Origin of the sequence: Streptomyces antarcticus, assembly GCF_026627255.1 — a bacterium.
Taxonomy (GTDB): Bacteria; Actinomycetota; Actinomycetes; order Streptomycetales; family Streptomycetaceae; genus Streptomyces; species Streptomyces antarcticus.
On sequence record NZ_JAPNLM010000023.1, the window covers coordinates 64,319 to 79,001 of the forward strand.

Consider the following 14,683-nt stretch of genomic DNA (forward strand, 5'->3'; position numbering starts at 1 on the left):
CCATCGATGATTGACGTAATCATTGTCAATGTTGATTAAATCAATATGTATAGGGTGTTGTGCATGGACGAAGAGGGACGGCTCACCACCCGGCAGGCGGCCGAGCTGCTCGGGGTGAAGCCCGCGACCGTGTACGCCTACGTCAGCCGCGGCCAGCTCACGAGCCGGCGGGACCCGGTGGGCCGCGGCAGCACCTTCGACGCGCGCGAGGTGGAGGCGCTCGCCCTGCGCAGCAGGCGTGAGGCGGCGGTCCCGGCGGGGGAACTCTCGGTCCGGACCGCGCTGACCCTCATCGAGGACGACCGGTACTACTACCGGGGCGTCGACGCGGTGGAGCTGTCCTCGGCGCACCCCTGCGAAGAGGTCGCCGAGTGGCTCTGGACCGGCGCCCTGCCCCGCGGGGCGCGGTTCACCGCTCCCCCGGAGACCCTGGCCGCCGCCCGGCGGGCGGTGGACGCGCTGCCCGGGCACAGCGGGCCGGTCGACCGGCTGAGGGTGGCGACGGCGGCGGCGGCCGTCACGGACCCGCTGCGCTTCGACCTCTCCCCCGAGGCCGTACTGGGCTCCGCCCGCTGCCTGATTCCGACGCTGGTCGGGGCGCTGCCCGTGATGGGGCGGGCGCAGTGGGCCGGGGACGGCCGCACGGCCCGGCAGCTGTGGCCGCGGCTGACGGCGCGGGAGCCGGATCCGGACGCGCTGGCCGTGCTCGATCTGGCGCTCGGGCTGCTGATCGACCACGACCTGGCCGCGTCGACCCTGGCCGTACGGGTGGCCGCGTCGGCGCGGGCGCATCCGTACGCGGTGGTGTCGGCCGGGCTCGGCGTCCTGGAGGGACCGTTGCACGGGGCGGCCGGGCGGCTCGCCCACGGGATGCTGGCCGAGGCGCTGGAGCGGGGCGGCGCCGCGCCCGTCGTCGCCGACCACCTGCGGGCGGGACGGCGCGTGCCGGGTCTCGGACACCGGCTGTACCGGGGTGAGGACCCGCGGGCGAGCGCACTGTTCGCCCGTCTGGAGGCGCTGCCGCAGGCGGGGCCCGCGCTGGCGGCCGCCCGGGAGGTGGTGGCCACGACCGCCGCCCGCAGGCGCGGGCTGCACGCGAACGTGGACCTGGCGCTGGCCGTGCTGACGGTGTCGTACGGGATGCGGGCGGAGGCCGGGGAGACGGTGTTCGCGGTGGCGCGAACGGCGGGATGGATCGCGCACGCACTGGAGGAGTACCAGGAGCGGCCGCTGCGCATGCGCCCCAGCGGCCAGTACCAGGGACCCCGCCCGCCCCGGCCGATGCCCTGACGGGCGCGGGCCCCCCGCCCGCGCCCGCGGCGCCGCCGCCCGCCGAATCCGCGCGTTCCACGCGTTCCACGCGTTCCGCGAATCTCGGGTGGCCTCGCGCGCCGCGGGTCCCGCGGAAGCCCGCGCGGCCCCCGCGGCGCGCGAGGCCACCCGGCCGTGCGGGCGGTGGTGCTGACGGTCCGGCCGCGGCGTCAGGTCCGCAGCCAGACCGCCGTGTCCTGCGGGAGCAGCCCCGTGTCGTCAAGGGCGGAGCTGCCCAGCAGGAGACTCGTGTGGGCCGGCAGCGCGACCGGCCCCCCGGACAGGTTGGCCACGCAGAGCAGCCCGTCGGGGCGGGTGAAGGCCAGCACCCCGGGCGGCGCGTTCAACCACTCCAGTGCGCCGCCGCCGAAGCCGGCCGCCGCGCGGCGCAGCCCGAGGGCGGTCCGGTAGAGGGTGAGCATGGAGTCCGGGTCGCCGTCCTGCCGGTCGGCCGCGTATGCCGGCCAGTCCGCGGGCTGCGGCAGCCACGGCTCGTTCCAGGGCTCGGCGGTCCAGGGCAGCGGCACCCGGCAGCCGTCCCGCCCGGGGTCGGTGCCGCCGGACCGGAAGTGCATCGGGTCCTGGATGCGGCCGATCGGCACGTCGGCTTCGGGGAGCCCCAGCTCCTCGCCCTGGTAGACGTACACGGCGCCGGGCAGGGCCAGCGTCAGCAGGGCGGCGGCGCGCGCCCGCCGGGTGCCGAGTTCCAGGTCGGTCGGGGTCCCGAAGGCCTTGGCCGCGAAGTCGAAGCCGGTGTCGGCACGGCCGTAGCGGGTGACCGTACGGGTCACGTCGTGGTTGCAGAGGACCCAGGTGGCCGGGGCCCCGACCGGGGCGTGCTCGGCGAGGGTCTCCGTGATGGAGGTGCGCAGCCGTCCGGCGTCCCACGGGCAGCTGAGGAAGGAGAAGTTGAACGCGGTGTGCAGCTCGTCGGGGCGGAGGTAGCGGGCGAACCGCTCGGAGTCGGGCAGCCAGACCTCCCCGACGAAGATCGCGCCGTACTCGTCGGCGATGGCGCGCCACGAGCGGTAGACGGCATGCAGTTCGTCGCGGTCGATGTACGGGTGGGTCTCGCCCGGCCAGGGCTCCGGGGAGCGGCCCGCCAGGTCGGGCAGGGCGGGGTCCTTGGCGAGCAGGGCGGCGGAGTCGATCCGTACGCCGGCCACCCCGCGCTCGAACCAGAAGCGCAGCACCTCCTCGTGCTCCCGGCGCACGGCCGGGTGGTCCCAGTTGAGGTCGGGCTGCTGCGGGGTGAAGAGGTGCAGGTACCACTCCCCGTCGGGCACCCGCGTCCAGGTGCCGGCGCCGTTGAACTGCGAGGGCCAGTCCCCGGGCGGCAGTTCGCCGTGCTCGCCGCGGCCGGGGCGGAAGTGGAACAGCTCCCGCTCCGGGCTGCCGGGGCCGGCGGCGAGGGCGGCCCGGAACCAGGCGTGCCGGTCGGACACGTGGTTCGGGACGATGTCGACGAGGGTGCGGATGCCCAGCTCGCGGGCCTCGGCGATGAGCTTCTCGGCCTCGGCCAGGGTCCCGAAGGCGGGGTCGATGGTGCGGTAGTCGGCGACGTCGTAGCCGCCGTCGGCGAGCGGGGAGAGGTACCAGGGGGTGAACCAGAGGGCGTCCACGCCCAGGTCGGCGAGGTAGGGGAGGCGGGCCCGGACGCCTGCGAGGTCACCGGTGCCATCCCCGTCGCCGTCGGCGAAGCTGCGTACGTACACCTGGTAGATGGCGGCCGTGCGCCACCAGTCGGCGGCGGGTCGGGGCAGGGGAAAGTCAGCCACGGAGGGGTCCTTTCGCAGGGGGCGGCCGGGCGCGGCGGCGGAGCTGGGGATCGGGTGGTCAGCCCTTGAGGGAGCCCGCCGTCAGACCGCTCATGATGTTGCGCTGGAAGATCAGGAAGATGACGAGCGTGGGCGCCGAGGCCATCGCGAGCGCGGCGATGAGGTGGTTCTCGGGGACCCCCGTGGACAACGAGTAGATGCCGACGTTGAGGGTCTGCAGGGCGGGGTCCGGAAGGGTGAGCATGGGCCAGAGGAAGTCCTTCCAGACGCCGACGATCGCGAAGATCGACACGACTCCGAGGATGGGCCGCGACATCGGCAGGACGATGGAGCGCAGGATGCGCAGGGCGCTCGCCCCGTCGATGGCGGCGGCGTCGAGGATCTCCTGCGGGATGGAGTCGAAGAACCGCTTCAGCAGGAAGATGCTGAAGGCGTTGGTGACGGACGGGAGCCAGATCACCCACGGCGTGTTCAGCAGGTTCCGCTCGATGATCGGCATGTCCAGGACCGTGAGGTACTGCGGTACGACGAGGACGGTCGCCGGGATCATCAGGGTCGCCAGCATCATGCCGAGCACGGCCTTGCCGAAGACGGGCCGCAGCCGGGACAGCGAGTAGGCGGCGGCCACGTCGAGGACGAGCTGGAAGGCGAGGGCGCCGAGGGCGTAGTAGAGGGTGTTGAACAGCAGCTTGGCGAGGTCCATGACCTTCCAGGCGGCCTCGTAGTTGGCGGTGTGCAGGGAGTCGGGCACCAGCGTCGGCGGGACCTGGGCGAACTCCTCCGTGCTTTTGAGGCCGTTCGCCACCATCCAGTAGAGGGGGCCGAGGAAGGCGAGGGTGAAGCCGGCCACGACCAGGACGAGCACGGTCCAGTAGAGGATCTTGCCCCGGGTACGGCCGAGTTGGGCCGGTGATATCAGCGTGCGCTCTGCCATGTGAAGACTCCCCCGGCGGGTTCCTGGTCAGTTCTCGTTGTCGCGGCTGAGGCGGACGTACAGGGCGGAGAAGCCCGCGAGCAGGACGAGCAGGCACAGGCCGAGGGCCGCGGCGCCGCCGTACTGGTTGAAGCTGAAGGCGTACTGGTAGATGAGGACGACGACGGTGGTGGTCGAGCCCTCGGGCCCGGCGCCGCCGGTCAGCAGGAAGGGTTCGACGAAGACCTGCATCGTCGCGATGAGCTGCATCAGCAGCATGAGCGAGAGGATGAGCTTGGTCTGCGGGATCGTGACGTGCCAGATCTTGCGCAGCAGTCCGGCCCCGTCGAGTTCGGCGGCCTCGTAGAGCTCGCCCGGGACGCCCTGGAGGGCGGCCAGGTAGATCAGGGTCGCACCACCCATGTTCATCCAGGTGGAGGCGATGACGACGGAGAGCATCGCGGTGTCGGTGGACTGCAGCCAGTCCTGCGCCGGGAGGTGCAGGAACTCCAGCGCCCGGTTGAAGAGGCCGTAGCCGGGATCGTAGAAGTACTTGAAGAGCAGGATCGAGGCCACCGGCGGCATCATCACCGGCAGGTAGACGAGCAGCCGCAAGTAGCCCTGCGCGTGGCGGAACTCGTTCAGCACGAGGGAGACCACGAAGGGGACCAGGAACCCGAGGAGCAGGGCGAGCCCGGTGAAGAGCAGGGTGTTGCGCCAGGCCTGCCAGACGTTCGGGTCCGCGAAGACGTAGCGGAAGTTGTCCCATCCGACCCAGCGGGTGGCGCCGCCCTCGGTCTTCTGGAAGGCCAGCAGGAACTCCCGGACCATCGGGTACCAGGAGAAGAAGGAGAAGCAAAGGACGGCGCCGATCAGGAAGCCGTGGGCCGTGAGGTTGCGTTTGAAGGCCCGGACGAACTCCGCGCGGGAGTCCCGGGGCAGGGTGGGGGCCGACATCGCCGCTCGCTCCTTGGTGGATCGTCGCCGTCTGGGGGGGAGGTGGGGCGGGTGGGACCGGGGGGCGGGGAGGCTCACCGCCGGGCCCACCCGGGCCGCTACTGGTTCCCCAGTACCTGGTTGACCGACTTCTCGGCCTCACCGAGGAGTTGGGCGGGGTCGGCGTCCTTGTTGGTGAGGACGCCCGACATCACCTTGTCGAGGACCTTGTAGACCTCCTGCGCCTTGACCGGCTCCGGCTTGCCGGGCACCGGGTTGTCCAGGAAGGGCTTGAAGTTGGCGACCGGCATGGTGGCGCTCGCCGCCTTCAGTTCGTCGTCCTTGGCCTTGCCCGCGCCGGTGAAGAAGGCGGGCTGGGGCAGGCCGACCGGCAGGCCGTCGGCCTTGCTGCGGTCGTACTGGAACTGACCCTTGCCGATCGTGAGGGTCTTGAAGTTCAGCCAGGCGACGGCTGCCTTGATCTGGTCGGGCGAGCTGCCCTTCTTGAACATGTAGCCGTTGCCGCCGGCCAGGGTGGCCGCGCCGCCGGGGATGGGGCCCATGCCGAAGTTCTCGTACTTGGCTCCCAGCTGCTGGACCATGTACGTGATGTCGTCGGGCGCGGCGAGGAACATGCCGAGCTTGTCCGAGGCCATCTGCTTCTGGAGGTCGCCCCACTTGAGCAGCTGGGTCTTGCCCATGCTGTCGTCCTCCCAGCGCATGGCGCGGAGGTTGTCGACGATCTGCCGGCCCGTGGCGTTGTTGAAGGCCGCCTTGCCGTCGGGGCCGACGATGTCGCCGCCGAGGCCGTACATGGTGGCCGTGTAGTGCCAGCCGCCGGTGTTCTCGACGCTGTACTCGCCGAAGCCCGCGACGCCGTTGCCGAGGGCCGCGATCTTCTTGGCGGCCGCCCGGACCTCCTCCCAGGTGCGCGGCGGGTTGTCGGGGTTGAGGCCCGCCTGCTGGAAGAGCTTGCGGTTGACCAGCAGGCCCATGGTGTAGTTGCTGGTGGGGACGCCGTAGAGCTTGCCGTCGCGCCTGAGGACGTCCATCACGCTCTTGTCGATGTCGCCGAGTGCCGGGACCGAGGCGGGCGTGACGTACGCGGAGACGTCCTGCGCACCGTCGTTGTCCAGCACCTGCTGGAGGTCGGTGAAGTAGGCGTAGAAGACGTCCGGCTGGGACTTGGCCTTGAGCATCGCGGTGAAGCGCGGGGGCTCCAGGCACTGGCCGGGAGTGGAACGGCCTTCGATGGTGACGTTCGGATAGGTCTTGTTGAACTCCGCCACGTCCTCCTTCCACTCCTTGAGCTCGGCCGCCTTGGCCGCGGGCGGCATGCAGTCGATGGAGATGGTGACCTTGGCCTTCGGGTCGAGCGGGGTGGCGGCGTCGGTGGAACTCCCGCTGGCCTGGGGCTTGTCGTCGCCGCTGCTGCTCGTACCGCAGGCCGCGAGGGCGGTGACGGCGAGCGCGGAGGCGAGGGCGGCCGCGACGTTGCGGCGGACGTTGGTTCTCATCGGTGGACCCCTTCGAGCATCGGGCAGGAGGCGTGGGGGCGAGCGCGGCACACTCAACCACCACCCACAGATGAACGCAATATCGCGCGCAGATTTGGTAAGTCATTGACAGTAGAACGTCGGACACCGGACGCAAAAAGGGCTTCGGAACGTCCGATGGACGTTCCGAAGCCCTGGTCGCTTCACATGCGGGCCGTACGGGCCCTACGCGCGCGGAGCCTGCGCGGTGGAGCCGCGGACCACCAGCTCCGGCTCGAAGAGCAGCTCGCCGGGCTGGACGGCGGCCCCCTGGATCTGCGCGGTGAGCAGTTCGACCGCGGCCCGGCCCATGGCCTCGATGGGCTGCCGGACGGTGGTCAGGGGCGGCTCGGTGCAGTTCATGAACGCCGAGTCGTCGTACCCCACCACGGAGACCTCCCGGGGCACGTCCAGCCCCCGGCGGCGGGCGGCCCGTATGGCCCCCAGGGCCAGCGGGTCGCTCGCGCAGATGATGCCGGTGACCCCGCGGTCCAGCAGCCGGGAGGCGGCCGCGTGGCCGCCCTCCAGTGAGAACAGAGTCCGCTCCACGTGGGCGGCGGGCAGCTCGGCGCCGGCGGCGGCGACCACCGCCTGGGCGGCGACCAGCTTGCGCAGCGAGGGCATGTGATCGGGCGGCCCCAGCACCAGGCCGATCCGCTCGTGCCCGAGGGAGGCCAGGTGGCGCCAGGCCTGCTCGACCGCGACCGCGTCGTCACAGGCCACGCACGGGAACCCGAGGTCGTCGATGGAGGCGTTGATCAACACCACCGGAACCTTGCGCTCCGACAGCAGCCGGTAGTGCTCGTGCGGGGCGTCGGCCTGCGCGAAGAGGCCTCCGGCGAAGACGACGCCGGACACCTGCTGCTGGAGCAGCAGTTCGACGTAGTCGGCCTCGGACACCCCGCCGGTGGTCTGGGTGCACAGCACCGGCGTCAGGCCCTGCTGGGCCAGGGCGCCGCCGATGACCTCGGCGAAGGCCGGGAAGATGGGGTTCTGCAGCTCGGGCAGGACCAGCCCGACCAGCCGGGCCCGCTCGCCGCGCAGCTGGGTGGGGCGCTCGTAGCCGAGGACGTCGAGGGCGGTGAGCACGGACTGTCGGGTCGCCTCCGAAACGCCCGGCTTGCCGTTGAGCACCCGGCTGACCGTCGCCTCGCTGACTCCCACCTTCTTCGCCACTTGAGCAAGTCGTCGCGTCATGAACGCAAGAGTAGCGCAAGGAATGCAAGTTCCTTGCAGTTCGATTACGACCAGTTTGACGCATGCGGGCCCGACCCGGAAGGGGTCGGGCCCGGTACCCGCCGAAGCCGGAAGAAGCCGCGGAAGCGGAAGCGGGGCGCCCACAGGGGCGCCCCGCCCGCCGCACGGCTACCGCACGGCTACGGCAGCTGATTGATCCTGAACGTGGACGTGGTGTTCCGTACGTCCACCGCGTTGTCGTTCATCCGCAGGTTGTGGAAGGTGACCTCTCCGACCGCGGGACCCTGCCCCGCCTCGGGCATCTCGTTCGCCCAGAGGCCGAAGCCGGACTTGGCGTCGAAGGCGTCACCGCTCTTCTTCGCGCCGGTGACGGTGATGTCCCTCAGAACGGTGTCCTTGATCGGGTTGACCGGCTGTCCTCCCACGTACTGCGTCTGGAACATGATCCCGCTGTACGTCGGGTCGACGATGTCGACGTTGTTGATCCGGATGCCCTGGAACACCTTGGAGGCCGAGAAGACCCAGATGCCGGGGAAGGTCTGGCCGCCCCAGAAGTGGCCGCCCGACCGGACGATCGAGATGTTCTCGAAGGTCGTCGGATCCGTCCCGAACCCGTTCATCGGATACCCGAAGTCCAGCGAGCTGATGGTGATGCCCGAATAGACGAGGGTGTCGGCGATGTGGATGTTGCGGAAGGTGTTGTTGAAGCCGCCGTAGACGGCGACGCCCGCCGCGCGCCAGGTCAGGATCGTGGTCAGGTTCTCGTAGACGTTGTTCTTCATGTCCGCGCCGCCCGCGTCGATCGCGGAGAACAGCGCGAAGCTGTCGTCGCCGGTGGCCCGCGCCTCGTTGTTGGTCACGAGGTTGTCCGTGCTGCCGTTGGTCATGTTGATGCCGTCGGCGAACATGTTGCGGATCCGGGAGTTCTTGATGGTGATCCGGTCGGTGTTGGCGCCCCAGTACAGACACACCATGTGCTCGTTCCAGATGTTGTCGATGGTGATGTCGGAGACGTTGGCGAAGTCGAAGACCTTGCCCGGGCCGTCGATGCGCGACGTGTAGTTTCCGAAGTAGGCGAAGCCCGAGAAGGACGAGCCCTTCGCCGTGCCCTCGGCGCGCCAGCCGATGTCGGTGTTGCCCTGGGACGAGGGGGCGTGGAAGCGGGTGAACCACGGTCCGGCGCCCGCCACCTGCACGGCCTTGCCGTACACCTGGAACTTGCTGGCCGTCTGGTAGTCGCCGGGCGGCAGGTAGACGCCGACGAGCTTGCCGGTGGTGTCCATCCGGACCCTGTCCAGGGCGTTCTGCACGTCCTGGTGGGTCAGGCCGGCCGGCACGGTGTAGGTCGCCGGGTCCGGGTTGGGGAGCGCGGTGGCCTGCTCCAGGCTCACGAAGTCGATCGCGTAGACGGAGGTGTTGGACGCGTCCTTCTGGAGACGGATCCTGCTGCCCTGGGGGACGGTCTCGCCCAGCAGGATGTTGGCCTCGTCGTAGATGTGACGCGGGGCGCCGGAGCCGGGCGAGTCGCCCGGGGACGCCTCGGCCCCGTAGAGCCAGGCGTACTTGGAGGTCAGCGGCAGGGTCTTCTTGAGGACGCCGTTGACGTAGACGTTGATCGTGGAGTCGATGCCCCCGCCGCCCGGCGCGTCCGGGATGGAGAACCGCGTGACCAGGGTGTTCGTGGCGGCCCGGGTGGTGAACTCCACGTACTCGCCGGTCGCGTCGAGGCTGACCGCCTTGCGGCCCGAGGCCTCACCCGCGATGTCGCCGATGGTCCGGTTGGGACCGACCACACCGGCTCCGCCGCCGACGACGCCGTCCTCGGCCTCGTACATGTCGAAGGGCATGTTCGCCCCCCGGCCCACGAAGAACGGCTTGGTGGAGGTGTTGTTGCCGCGCTTGACCGGCAGCTCGTTGGCGTCCGCGGCGAGGACCGTCCTCACGGTGTACTTGCCGTTCGCCGCCGGCCAGCTGCCGAGCGCGATCGGGGCGGTGGAGGCTCCGGCGGCGAGGGCGCCGCTGAAGGAGCCCGTGAGCGTACGGATCGTGGCGCCGCCCGCGTCCTGCAGGGTGAGGGTGACCTCGTGCGTCCCGGCGGCGGCCGCGACGGTGCCCTGGTTGCGGACGGTGACGGAGAAGTTCACCGGCTGGCCCGCGGAGGGGGCGCTCGGCGACCAGGTCACGGCCGAGGCGACCAGGTCGGAGCTGTCGACCGGTCGGACCACCAGCGGCGCCCCGGTGAAGGTGTTGTTCGTGTCGTTCTGCTCGACGATCGTGTTCGCCTCGTCGACGACCGCGCTCAGCGGGTACGTACCGGCGTCCCGCGGGCCGATGGCGGCGGTGACGGTAGCCGACGCACCCGCGGCGAGCGCGGGAACGGCGGCGGTACCGGCCTTCGTGCCGCCGAGCTGGAAGGTGACGGCGGTGGCGACGGCCGGAGCCGGACCGGCGTTCTTGACGGTCGCGGAGAGCGTGACGGCGTCCGACTCGACGGGAGCGGCCGGAGCCGCGCTCAGCGCGGTGACCACCAGGTCGGGATTGGGCGCCGGGACGCCGATGACCTGGAACTCCGCGATCTGCCCGTTGGAGGAGCCGGTGTTGGAGGTGAAGCGCAGCTGGACGTCCGCGACGCGGGCGGTCAGCGGGATGGTGACGGTGTTCCCGGACGCGGGGTTGAAGGCGTAGTCCTTGGCGGCGACCAGGCTCGTGACGGCCTGGGCGCTCTGTTCGCGGCCGAGGACCTGGATGTTCTGGGTGCGCGCGCCCCAGGAGCTGTCCGGGTTGAGTTTGAGGACGACGCGGTCGGTGTCGGCGTTGGCGCCGAGCTTGACCGTCAGGGTGCTCGGGTAGGCGCCGGCCGCGCCCTCCCAGTAGGTGGCGGTGCTGTTGTCGTTGGCGTTCTCCGCGGCGAAGGTGTGGATCACGGAGGATCCGGCGATCGGCCTGCCGACGGCCAGGTTGGAGCCGCCGCCCCCGGAGCCGTTGCGGGTGACGGGGTTGCTGTCCCCCGAGCGGTTGCCCGCGGCGTCCTTGGCTCGGACGAAGTAGGTGACGGTGGCGCTCGCCGGCTGGGTGTCGGTGAAGGTGGTGGCACCGCCCGCGACACTCGTGCGCAGCTGGTTGTTCGCGTACACCTCGTAGCCGGTGACGCCGACGTTGTCGGTGGACGCCTGCCAGGTCAGCCTGACCTGGCCGGTGGCGGGCTCGGTCAGGGCGAGACCGGACGGCGCGGTCGGGGCCTGGGTGTCCCCGGTGTCGCCGGTGCGGGTGACGCTGTCGCTGTTCGGCGACCGGTTGCCCGCGGCGTCCTTGGCTCGGACGAAGTAGGTGACGGTGGCGCTCGCCGGCTGGGTGTCGATGAAGGTGGTGGCACCGCCCGCGACACTCGTGCGCAGCTGGTTGTTCGCGTACACCTCGTAGCCGGTGACGCCGACGTTGTCGGTGGACGCCTGCCAGGTCAGCCTGACCTGGCCGGTGGCGGGCTCGGTCAGGGCGAGACCGGACGGCGCGGTCGGGGCCTGGGTGTCCCCGGTCTGCGGACCGTAGATCTCCAGCTCGGAGAGCTGGCCGCCGGGCTGGACGGAGTTGAGCGAGATCAGCACGCGGAGGTACCGGGTCGTCGCGGCGTCGAAGGTGACGGAGACCGCGTTGCCGCCGGCCGGGGCGAAGTCGTAGGCCTTGGCGGCGGTGAGGTCGGTGAAGTCCGAGCCGTTGGCGCTGCCCTGGATCTTCAGGGTCTGGGTGCGGGCGCCCCAGCCTTCGGGCAGCCGCAGGACCACGCGGTCGACGCGTACGGAGGACCCGAGGTCGGCCTGGATCCACTGGGGCAGGGCGTTGTTGACGCTTTCCCAGTAGCTGTCGGTGTTGCCGTCGTTGGCGTTGGCCGCTACGTAGGCCTGGGTGTTGCTGCTGGCGGTCAGGGTCTTGCCGAGGGCCAGGTTCGCGGAGGAGTCACCGGGGGCGCGTACCTCCAGCTCGGAGAGCTGAGCGGCCTGCCAGCCCGTGTTGGCGGTGATGTTGATCCGTACGTAGCGGGTCTGGGCGCCGGGGAAGGTGATGGTCACCGTGTTCCCGCTGCCCTGGCCGAAGGTGTAGGAGGCCGAGTTCACCAGGGTGCTGAAGCCGGTGCCGTCGGCGCTGCCCTGGACGGACAGGGTCTGGCTACGGCTCTCCCAGGCGGCGGGCAGTCGGAGCACCACCTGGTCGACGCGGGTGGTGGAGCCCAGATCGGTCTGCACCCATTGCGGAAGGGTGCCGCCCGCGCTCTCCCAGTACGTCGACTGGTTGCCGTCGGTGACGTTGGCGGCCGTATAGGCGCCGTTGGTACTGCTCGCGGCCGCGGGGCGGCCCGCGGCGATGCTCGGACCGCCGGCGGCCGCGGCGGTCAGGGCGGGCCAGCCCATCATCAACAGGGCCGTGCTGATGACGGCGGCCAGGGCCCGCCATCTCCAATTGAGCCTTCTCATATGTCCTCGTCCCTCGGGCATGAGTTTTCTGAACCAGGTGAGATAGGAATTTGCGTCGTGCGGTGCGAGAGTTGCAGAGCTTTGCTGACTCGTCTACTGCTGTGACCGCACTTTCATGCCTTCATCTCTTGCGCAAGCTGGGCGCAAATCACGCAAGCGATTTGCGTGCACCATGGAAATTCCGCTTACGCCCGAGCCGACCTACCGTTGGTCCTCATGCGGTTCCTCCTCAGCGCTCGGCGCCTCGGGCTGCCCAGACGGGCCGTCTCCCAGATCCTGCTGACCCAGCTGGCCATCGCCGGCGGGGTCGTCGTGCTGGCCACCGGACTGTTCCTCGCCCCGCTCAGCGCCCAGCTCGACGACCAGGCCATGCGGCGCGCGCTGGCCATCGCGCAGAGCGCGGCGGCCGATCCGTCGCTGGCCGCCGACCTCCTCGGCTCCGAGGTGTCGGCGGACGGCCCGGTGCAGTCCGCCGCCGAACGGATCCGCCGGGCGACCGGTGCCGAGTACGTGGTCGTCCTCGGACTGGACGGCATCCGCCGCTCGCACCCCAGCGCCGAGCGGATCGGGCTGCCCGTCTCCACCGACCCCGCGGACGCCCTGGCGGGCCGCGAGGTCATGGAGATCGACGACGGCACCCTGGGCCGCTCCGCCCGCGGCAAGGTGCCGCTCGTCGCCGCGGACGGCGAGATCGTCGGCGCCGTCTCGGTCGGCATCGCCTACGACAGCGTCCGCGACCGGCTGCTCGGCGCCATACCCGGCCTGCTCGCCTACGCGGGCGGCGCCCTGGCCGCGGGTGCCCTCGCCGCCTTCCTGCTGTCCCGCAGGATCCACCGGCAGACCCGGAACCTGGCCTTCTCCGACATCGCCGGGCTCCTCGCTGAGCGCGAGGCGATGCTGCACTCCATCCGCGAGGGTGTGATCGCCCTCGACCGGCACGGCCGGGTCAGGCTGGTCAACGACGAGGCCGCACGCCTGCTGGGCCTCGCCCCCGACTCCGCCGACTCCCTGGCCGGACGCCCGCTCGACGACGTGCTCGGCACGGGCCGAACCGCCGACGTCCTCTCCGGCCGGGTCACCGGCCGGGACCTGCTCGCCGTCCAGGGTCCGCGGGTCCTGGTCGCCAACCGGATGCCCACCGAGGACGGCGGCGCCGTCGCCACGCTGCGCGACCGCACCGAACTGGAGCACCTGGGGCGCGAGCTCGACTCCACCCGGGGCCTGATCGACGCCCTGCGCGCCCAGGACCACGAGCACGCCAACCGCCTCCACACCCTCCTCGGCCTGCTGGAGCTGGGCCTGCACGAGGAGGCCGTGGAGTTCGTGACGGAGGTCGCCGGGGTGCACCGGACCACCGCCGAACAAGTCACCGAGAAGGTGCACGACCCGCTGCTGGCCGCCCTCCTGGTGGGCAAGGCGACCGTGGCGGCGGAGCGCGGCGTCCCCCTGCGGCTGGCCGCGGCCACCCTCCTGCCCGACCGGCTGGCCGACCCGGGCGGCCTCGTCACCATCGTCGGCAACCTCGTCGACAACGCCCTGGACGCCGCCGCCGGTTCACCGGAGCCGCTGGTCGAGGTCGAGCTGCGCGCCGAGGGCCGGACCGCCGTGCTGCGGGTGCGCGACAGCGGCCCCGGCGTTCCCGCCGCGCGCCGCGAGGAGATCTTCACCGAGGGCTGGTCGACCAAGCAGCCCAAGGCCCACCGCGAGCGCGGGCTGGGCCTCGCCCTCGTACGCCGCCTCGCGGAGCGGCAGGGCGGCAGCGCCCGGGCCGGCGAAGCGGCGGACGGCGGGACCGAGTTCTCCGTCGTGCTCCCGGAGGCCCTGCGGTGAACGGGACCACGAGAGGCGTCCTGGACGTGCTGGTCGTCGACGACGACGTGCGCGTCGCCCGCATCAATGCCGCGTACGTGGCGAAGGTCCCCGGCTTCCGCGTGGCCGCGCAAGCCCATTGCGCCGCCGAGGCCCTCGACTTCCTCGCCTCGCACCGGGTGGACCTGATCCTCCTCGACCACTACCTCCCCGACGAGAACGGCCTCGACCTGGTGCGCCGCCTGCGCGAACGCGGCCACGGCACCGACGTGATCATGGTCACCGCGGCCCGGGACCTGGTGACCGTCCAGGCCGCGATGCGCCTCGGCGCGCTCCAGTACCTGGTCAAGCCGTTCACCTTCGCCGGCCTGCGCGGCCGGCTGGAGGCGTACGGGGCACTGCGCCGCGCCCTGGAGACCGGGGGCGAGGCCGAGCAGTCGGAGGTGGACCGGATCTTCGGCGCCCTGGCCGCCGCCGGTTCGGCCAACGAGCTCCCCAAGGGCCACTCCCCCACCACCGCGGACCTGGTCCGCCGGGTGCTCCGCTCCGCCGACGGCCCCCTGTCCACCCAGCAGATCGCCGACCGCGCGGGCATCAGCCGCCAGACCGCCCAGCGGTACCTGAAGCTCCTCGACCGCGCGGGCCGGGTCACCCTGGCCCTGCGCTACGGAGAGACCGGCCGCCCCGAACACCGCTACACCTGGCTCCCCTCGGAGGGCGCCTGAGCAAACCCGGCGG

The 14,683-nt window shown here is 71.3% G+C and carries 9 protein-coding genes; 3 read left to right on the top strand and 6 right to left on the bottom strand.

The genetic code is table 11. The annotated features are described in order from the left end of the window. Positions 1–63 precede the first annotated feature (63 nt). Positions 64–1,290, top strand: coding sequence for a citrate synthase (locus OTB16_RS28935; protein WP_267723800.1), 1,227 nt, complete (start codon positions 64–66; stop codon positions 1,288–1,290). Positions 1,291–1,481: 191 nt separating this feature from the next. Here the strand turns inward: OTB16_RS28935 and OTB16_RS28940 are convergent, their stop codons facing one another. The 6 genes from OTB16_RS28940 to OTB16_RS28965 all read right to left on the bottom strand — a co-directional run bounded on the left by OTB16_RS28940 (position 1,482) and on the right by OTB16_RS28965 (position 12,136). Further along, on the bottom strand, positions 1,482–3,089 hold the full coding sequence (locus OTB16_RS28940) for a glycoside hydrolase family 13 protein (RefSeq protein WP_267723801.1): 1,608 nt from the start codon (positions 3,087–3,089) through the stop codon (positions 1,482–1,484). A gap of 58 nt (positions 3,090–3,147) precedes the next feature. After that, positions 3,148–4,023, bottom strand: a complete 876-nt coding sequence (locus OTB16_RS28945) for a carbohydrate ABC transporter permease (RefSeq protein WP_267723803.1) — start codon at positions 4,021–4,023, stop codon at positions 3,148–3,150. Positions 4,024–4,050: 27 nt separating this feature from the next. After that, complete coding sequence (locus OTB16_RS28950) at positions 4,051–4,959, bottom strand: carbohydrate ABC transporter permease (protein WP_267723805.1); 909 nt, start codon at positions 4,957–4,959, stop codon at positions 4,051–4,053. 98 nt (positions 4,960–5,057) lie between these two features. After that, entirely contained in the window at positions 5,058–6,455 is a 1,398-nt protein-coding gene (locus OTB16_RS28955; RefSeq protein ID WP_267723807.1) for an ABC transporter substrate-binding protein, read from the bottom strand. Between the two features lie 204 nt (positions 6,456–6,659). After that, positions 6,660–7,670, bottom strand: a complete 1,011-nt coding sequence (locus OTB16_RS28960) for a LacI family DNA-binding transcriptional regulator (RefSeq protein WP_267723808.1) — start codon at positions 7,668–7,670, stop codon at positions 6,660–6,662. A gap of 179 nt (positions 7,671–7,849) precedes the next feature. Then, positions 7,850–12,136, bottom strand: coding sequence for a galactose-binding domain-containing protein (locus tag OTB16_RS28965; RefSeq protein WP_267723810.1), 4,287 nt, complete (start codon positions 12,134–12,136; stop codon positions 7,850–7,852). Positions 12,137–12,352: 216 nt separating this feature from the next. On the opposite strand from OTB16_RS28965, the gene OTB16_RS28970 reads away from it, so the two are divergent. Continuing rightward, the gene (locus OTB16_RS28970) at positions 12,353–13,966 is read left to right on the top strand and encodes a sensor histidine kinase (protein WP_267723812.1); all 1,614 of its coding nucleotides are present in this window, start codon (positions 12,353–12,355) and stop codon (positions 13,964–13,966) included. Then, positions 13,963–14,670: a response regulator gene (locus OTB16_RS28975; protein ID WP_267723813.1), complete on the top strand. Its 708-nt coding sequence runs from the start codon at positions 13,963–13,965 to the stop codon at positions 14,668–14,670. The genes OTB16_RS28970 and OTB16_RS28975 overlap by 4 nt, the downstream gene beginning before the upstream one ends. The last annotated feature ends 13 nt before the right edge of the window (positions 14,671–14,683 follow it).

Excerpts from the sequence above, each read along its gene's own strand:
- OTB16_RS28960 (WP_267723808.1), bottom strand. The coding sequence starts at position 7,670 with ATGACGCGACGACTTGCTCAAGTGGCGAAGAAGGTGGGAGTCAGCGAG.
- OTB16_RS28965 (WP_267723810.1), bottom strand. The coding sequence starts at position 12,136 with ATGAGAAGGCTCAATTGGAGATGGCGGGCCCTGGCCGCCGTCATCAGC.
- OTB16_RS28970 (WP_267723812.1), top strand. The coding sequence starts at position 12,353 with ATGCGGTTCCTCCTCAGCGCTCGGCGCCTCGGGCTGCCCAGACGGGCC.
- OTB16_RS28955 (WP_267723807.1), bottom strand. The coding sequence starts at position 6,455 with ATGAGAACCAACGTCCGCCGCAACGTCGCGGCCGCCCTCGCCTCCGCG.
- OTB16_RS28935 (WP_267723800.1), top strand. The coding sequence starts at position 64 with ATGGACGAAGAGGGACGGCTCACCACCCGGCAGGCGGCCGAGCTGCTC.
- OTB16_RS28945 (WP_267723803.1), bottom strand. The coding sequence starts at position 4,023 with ATGGCAGAGCGCACGCTGATATCACCGGCCCAACTCGGCCGTACCCGG.
- OTB16_RS28950 (WP_267723805.1), bottom strand. The coding sequence starts at position 4,959 with ATGTCGGCCCCCACCCTGCCCCGGGACTCCCGCGCGGAGTTCGTCCGG.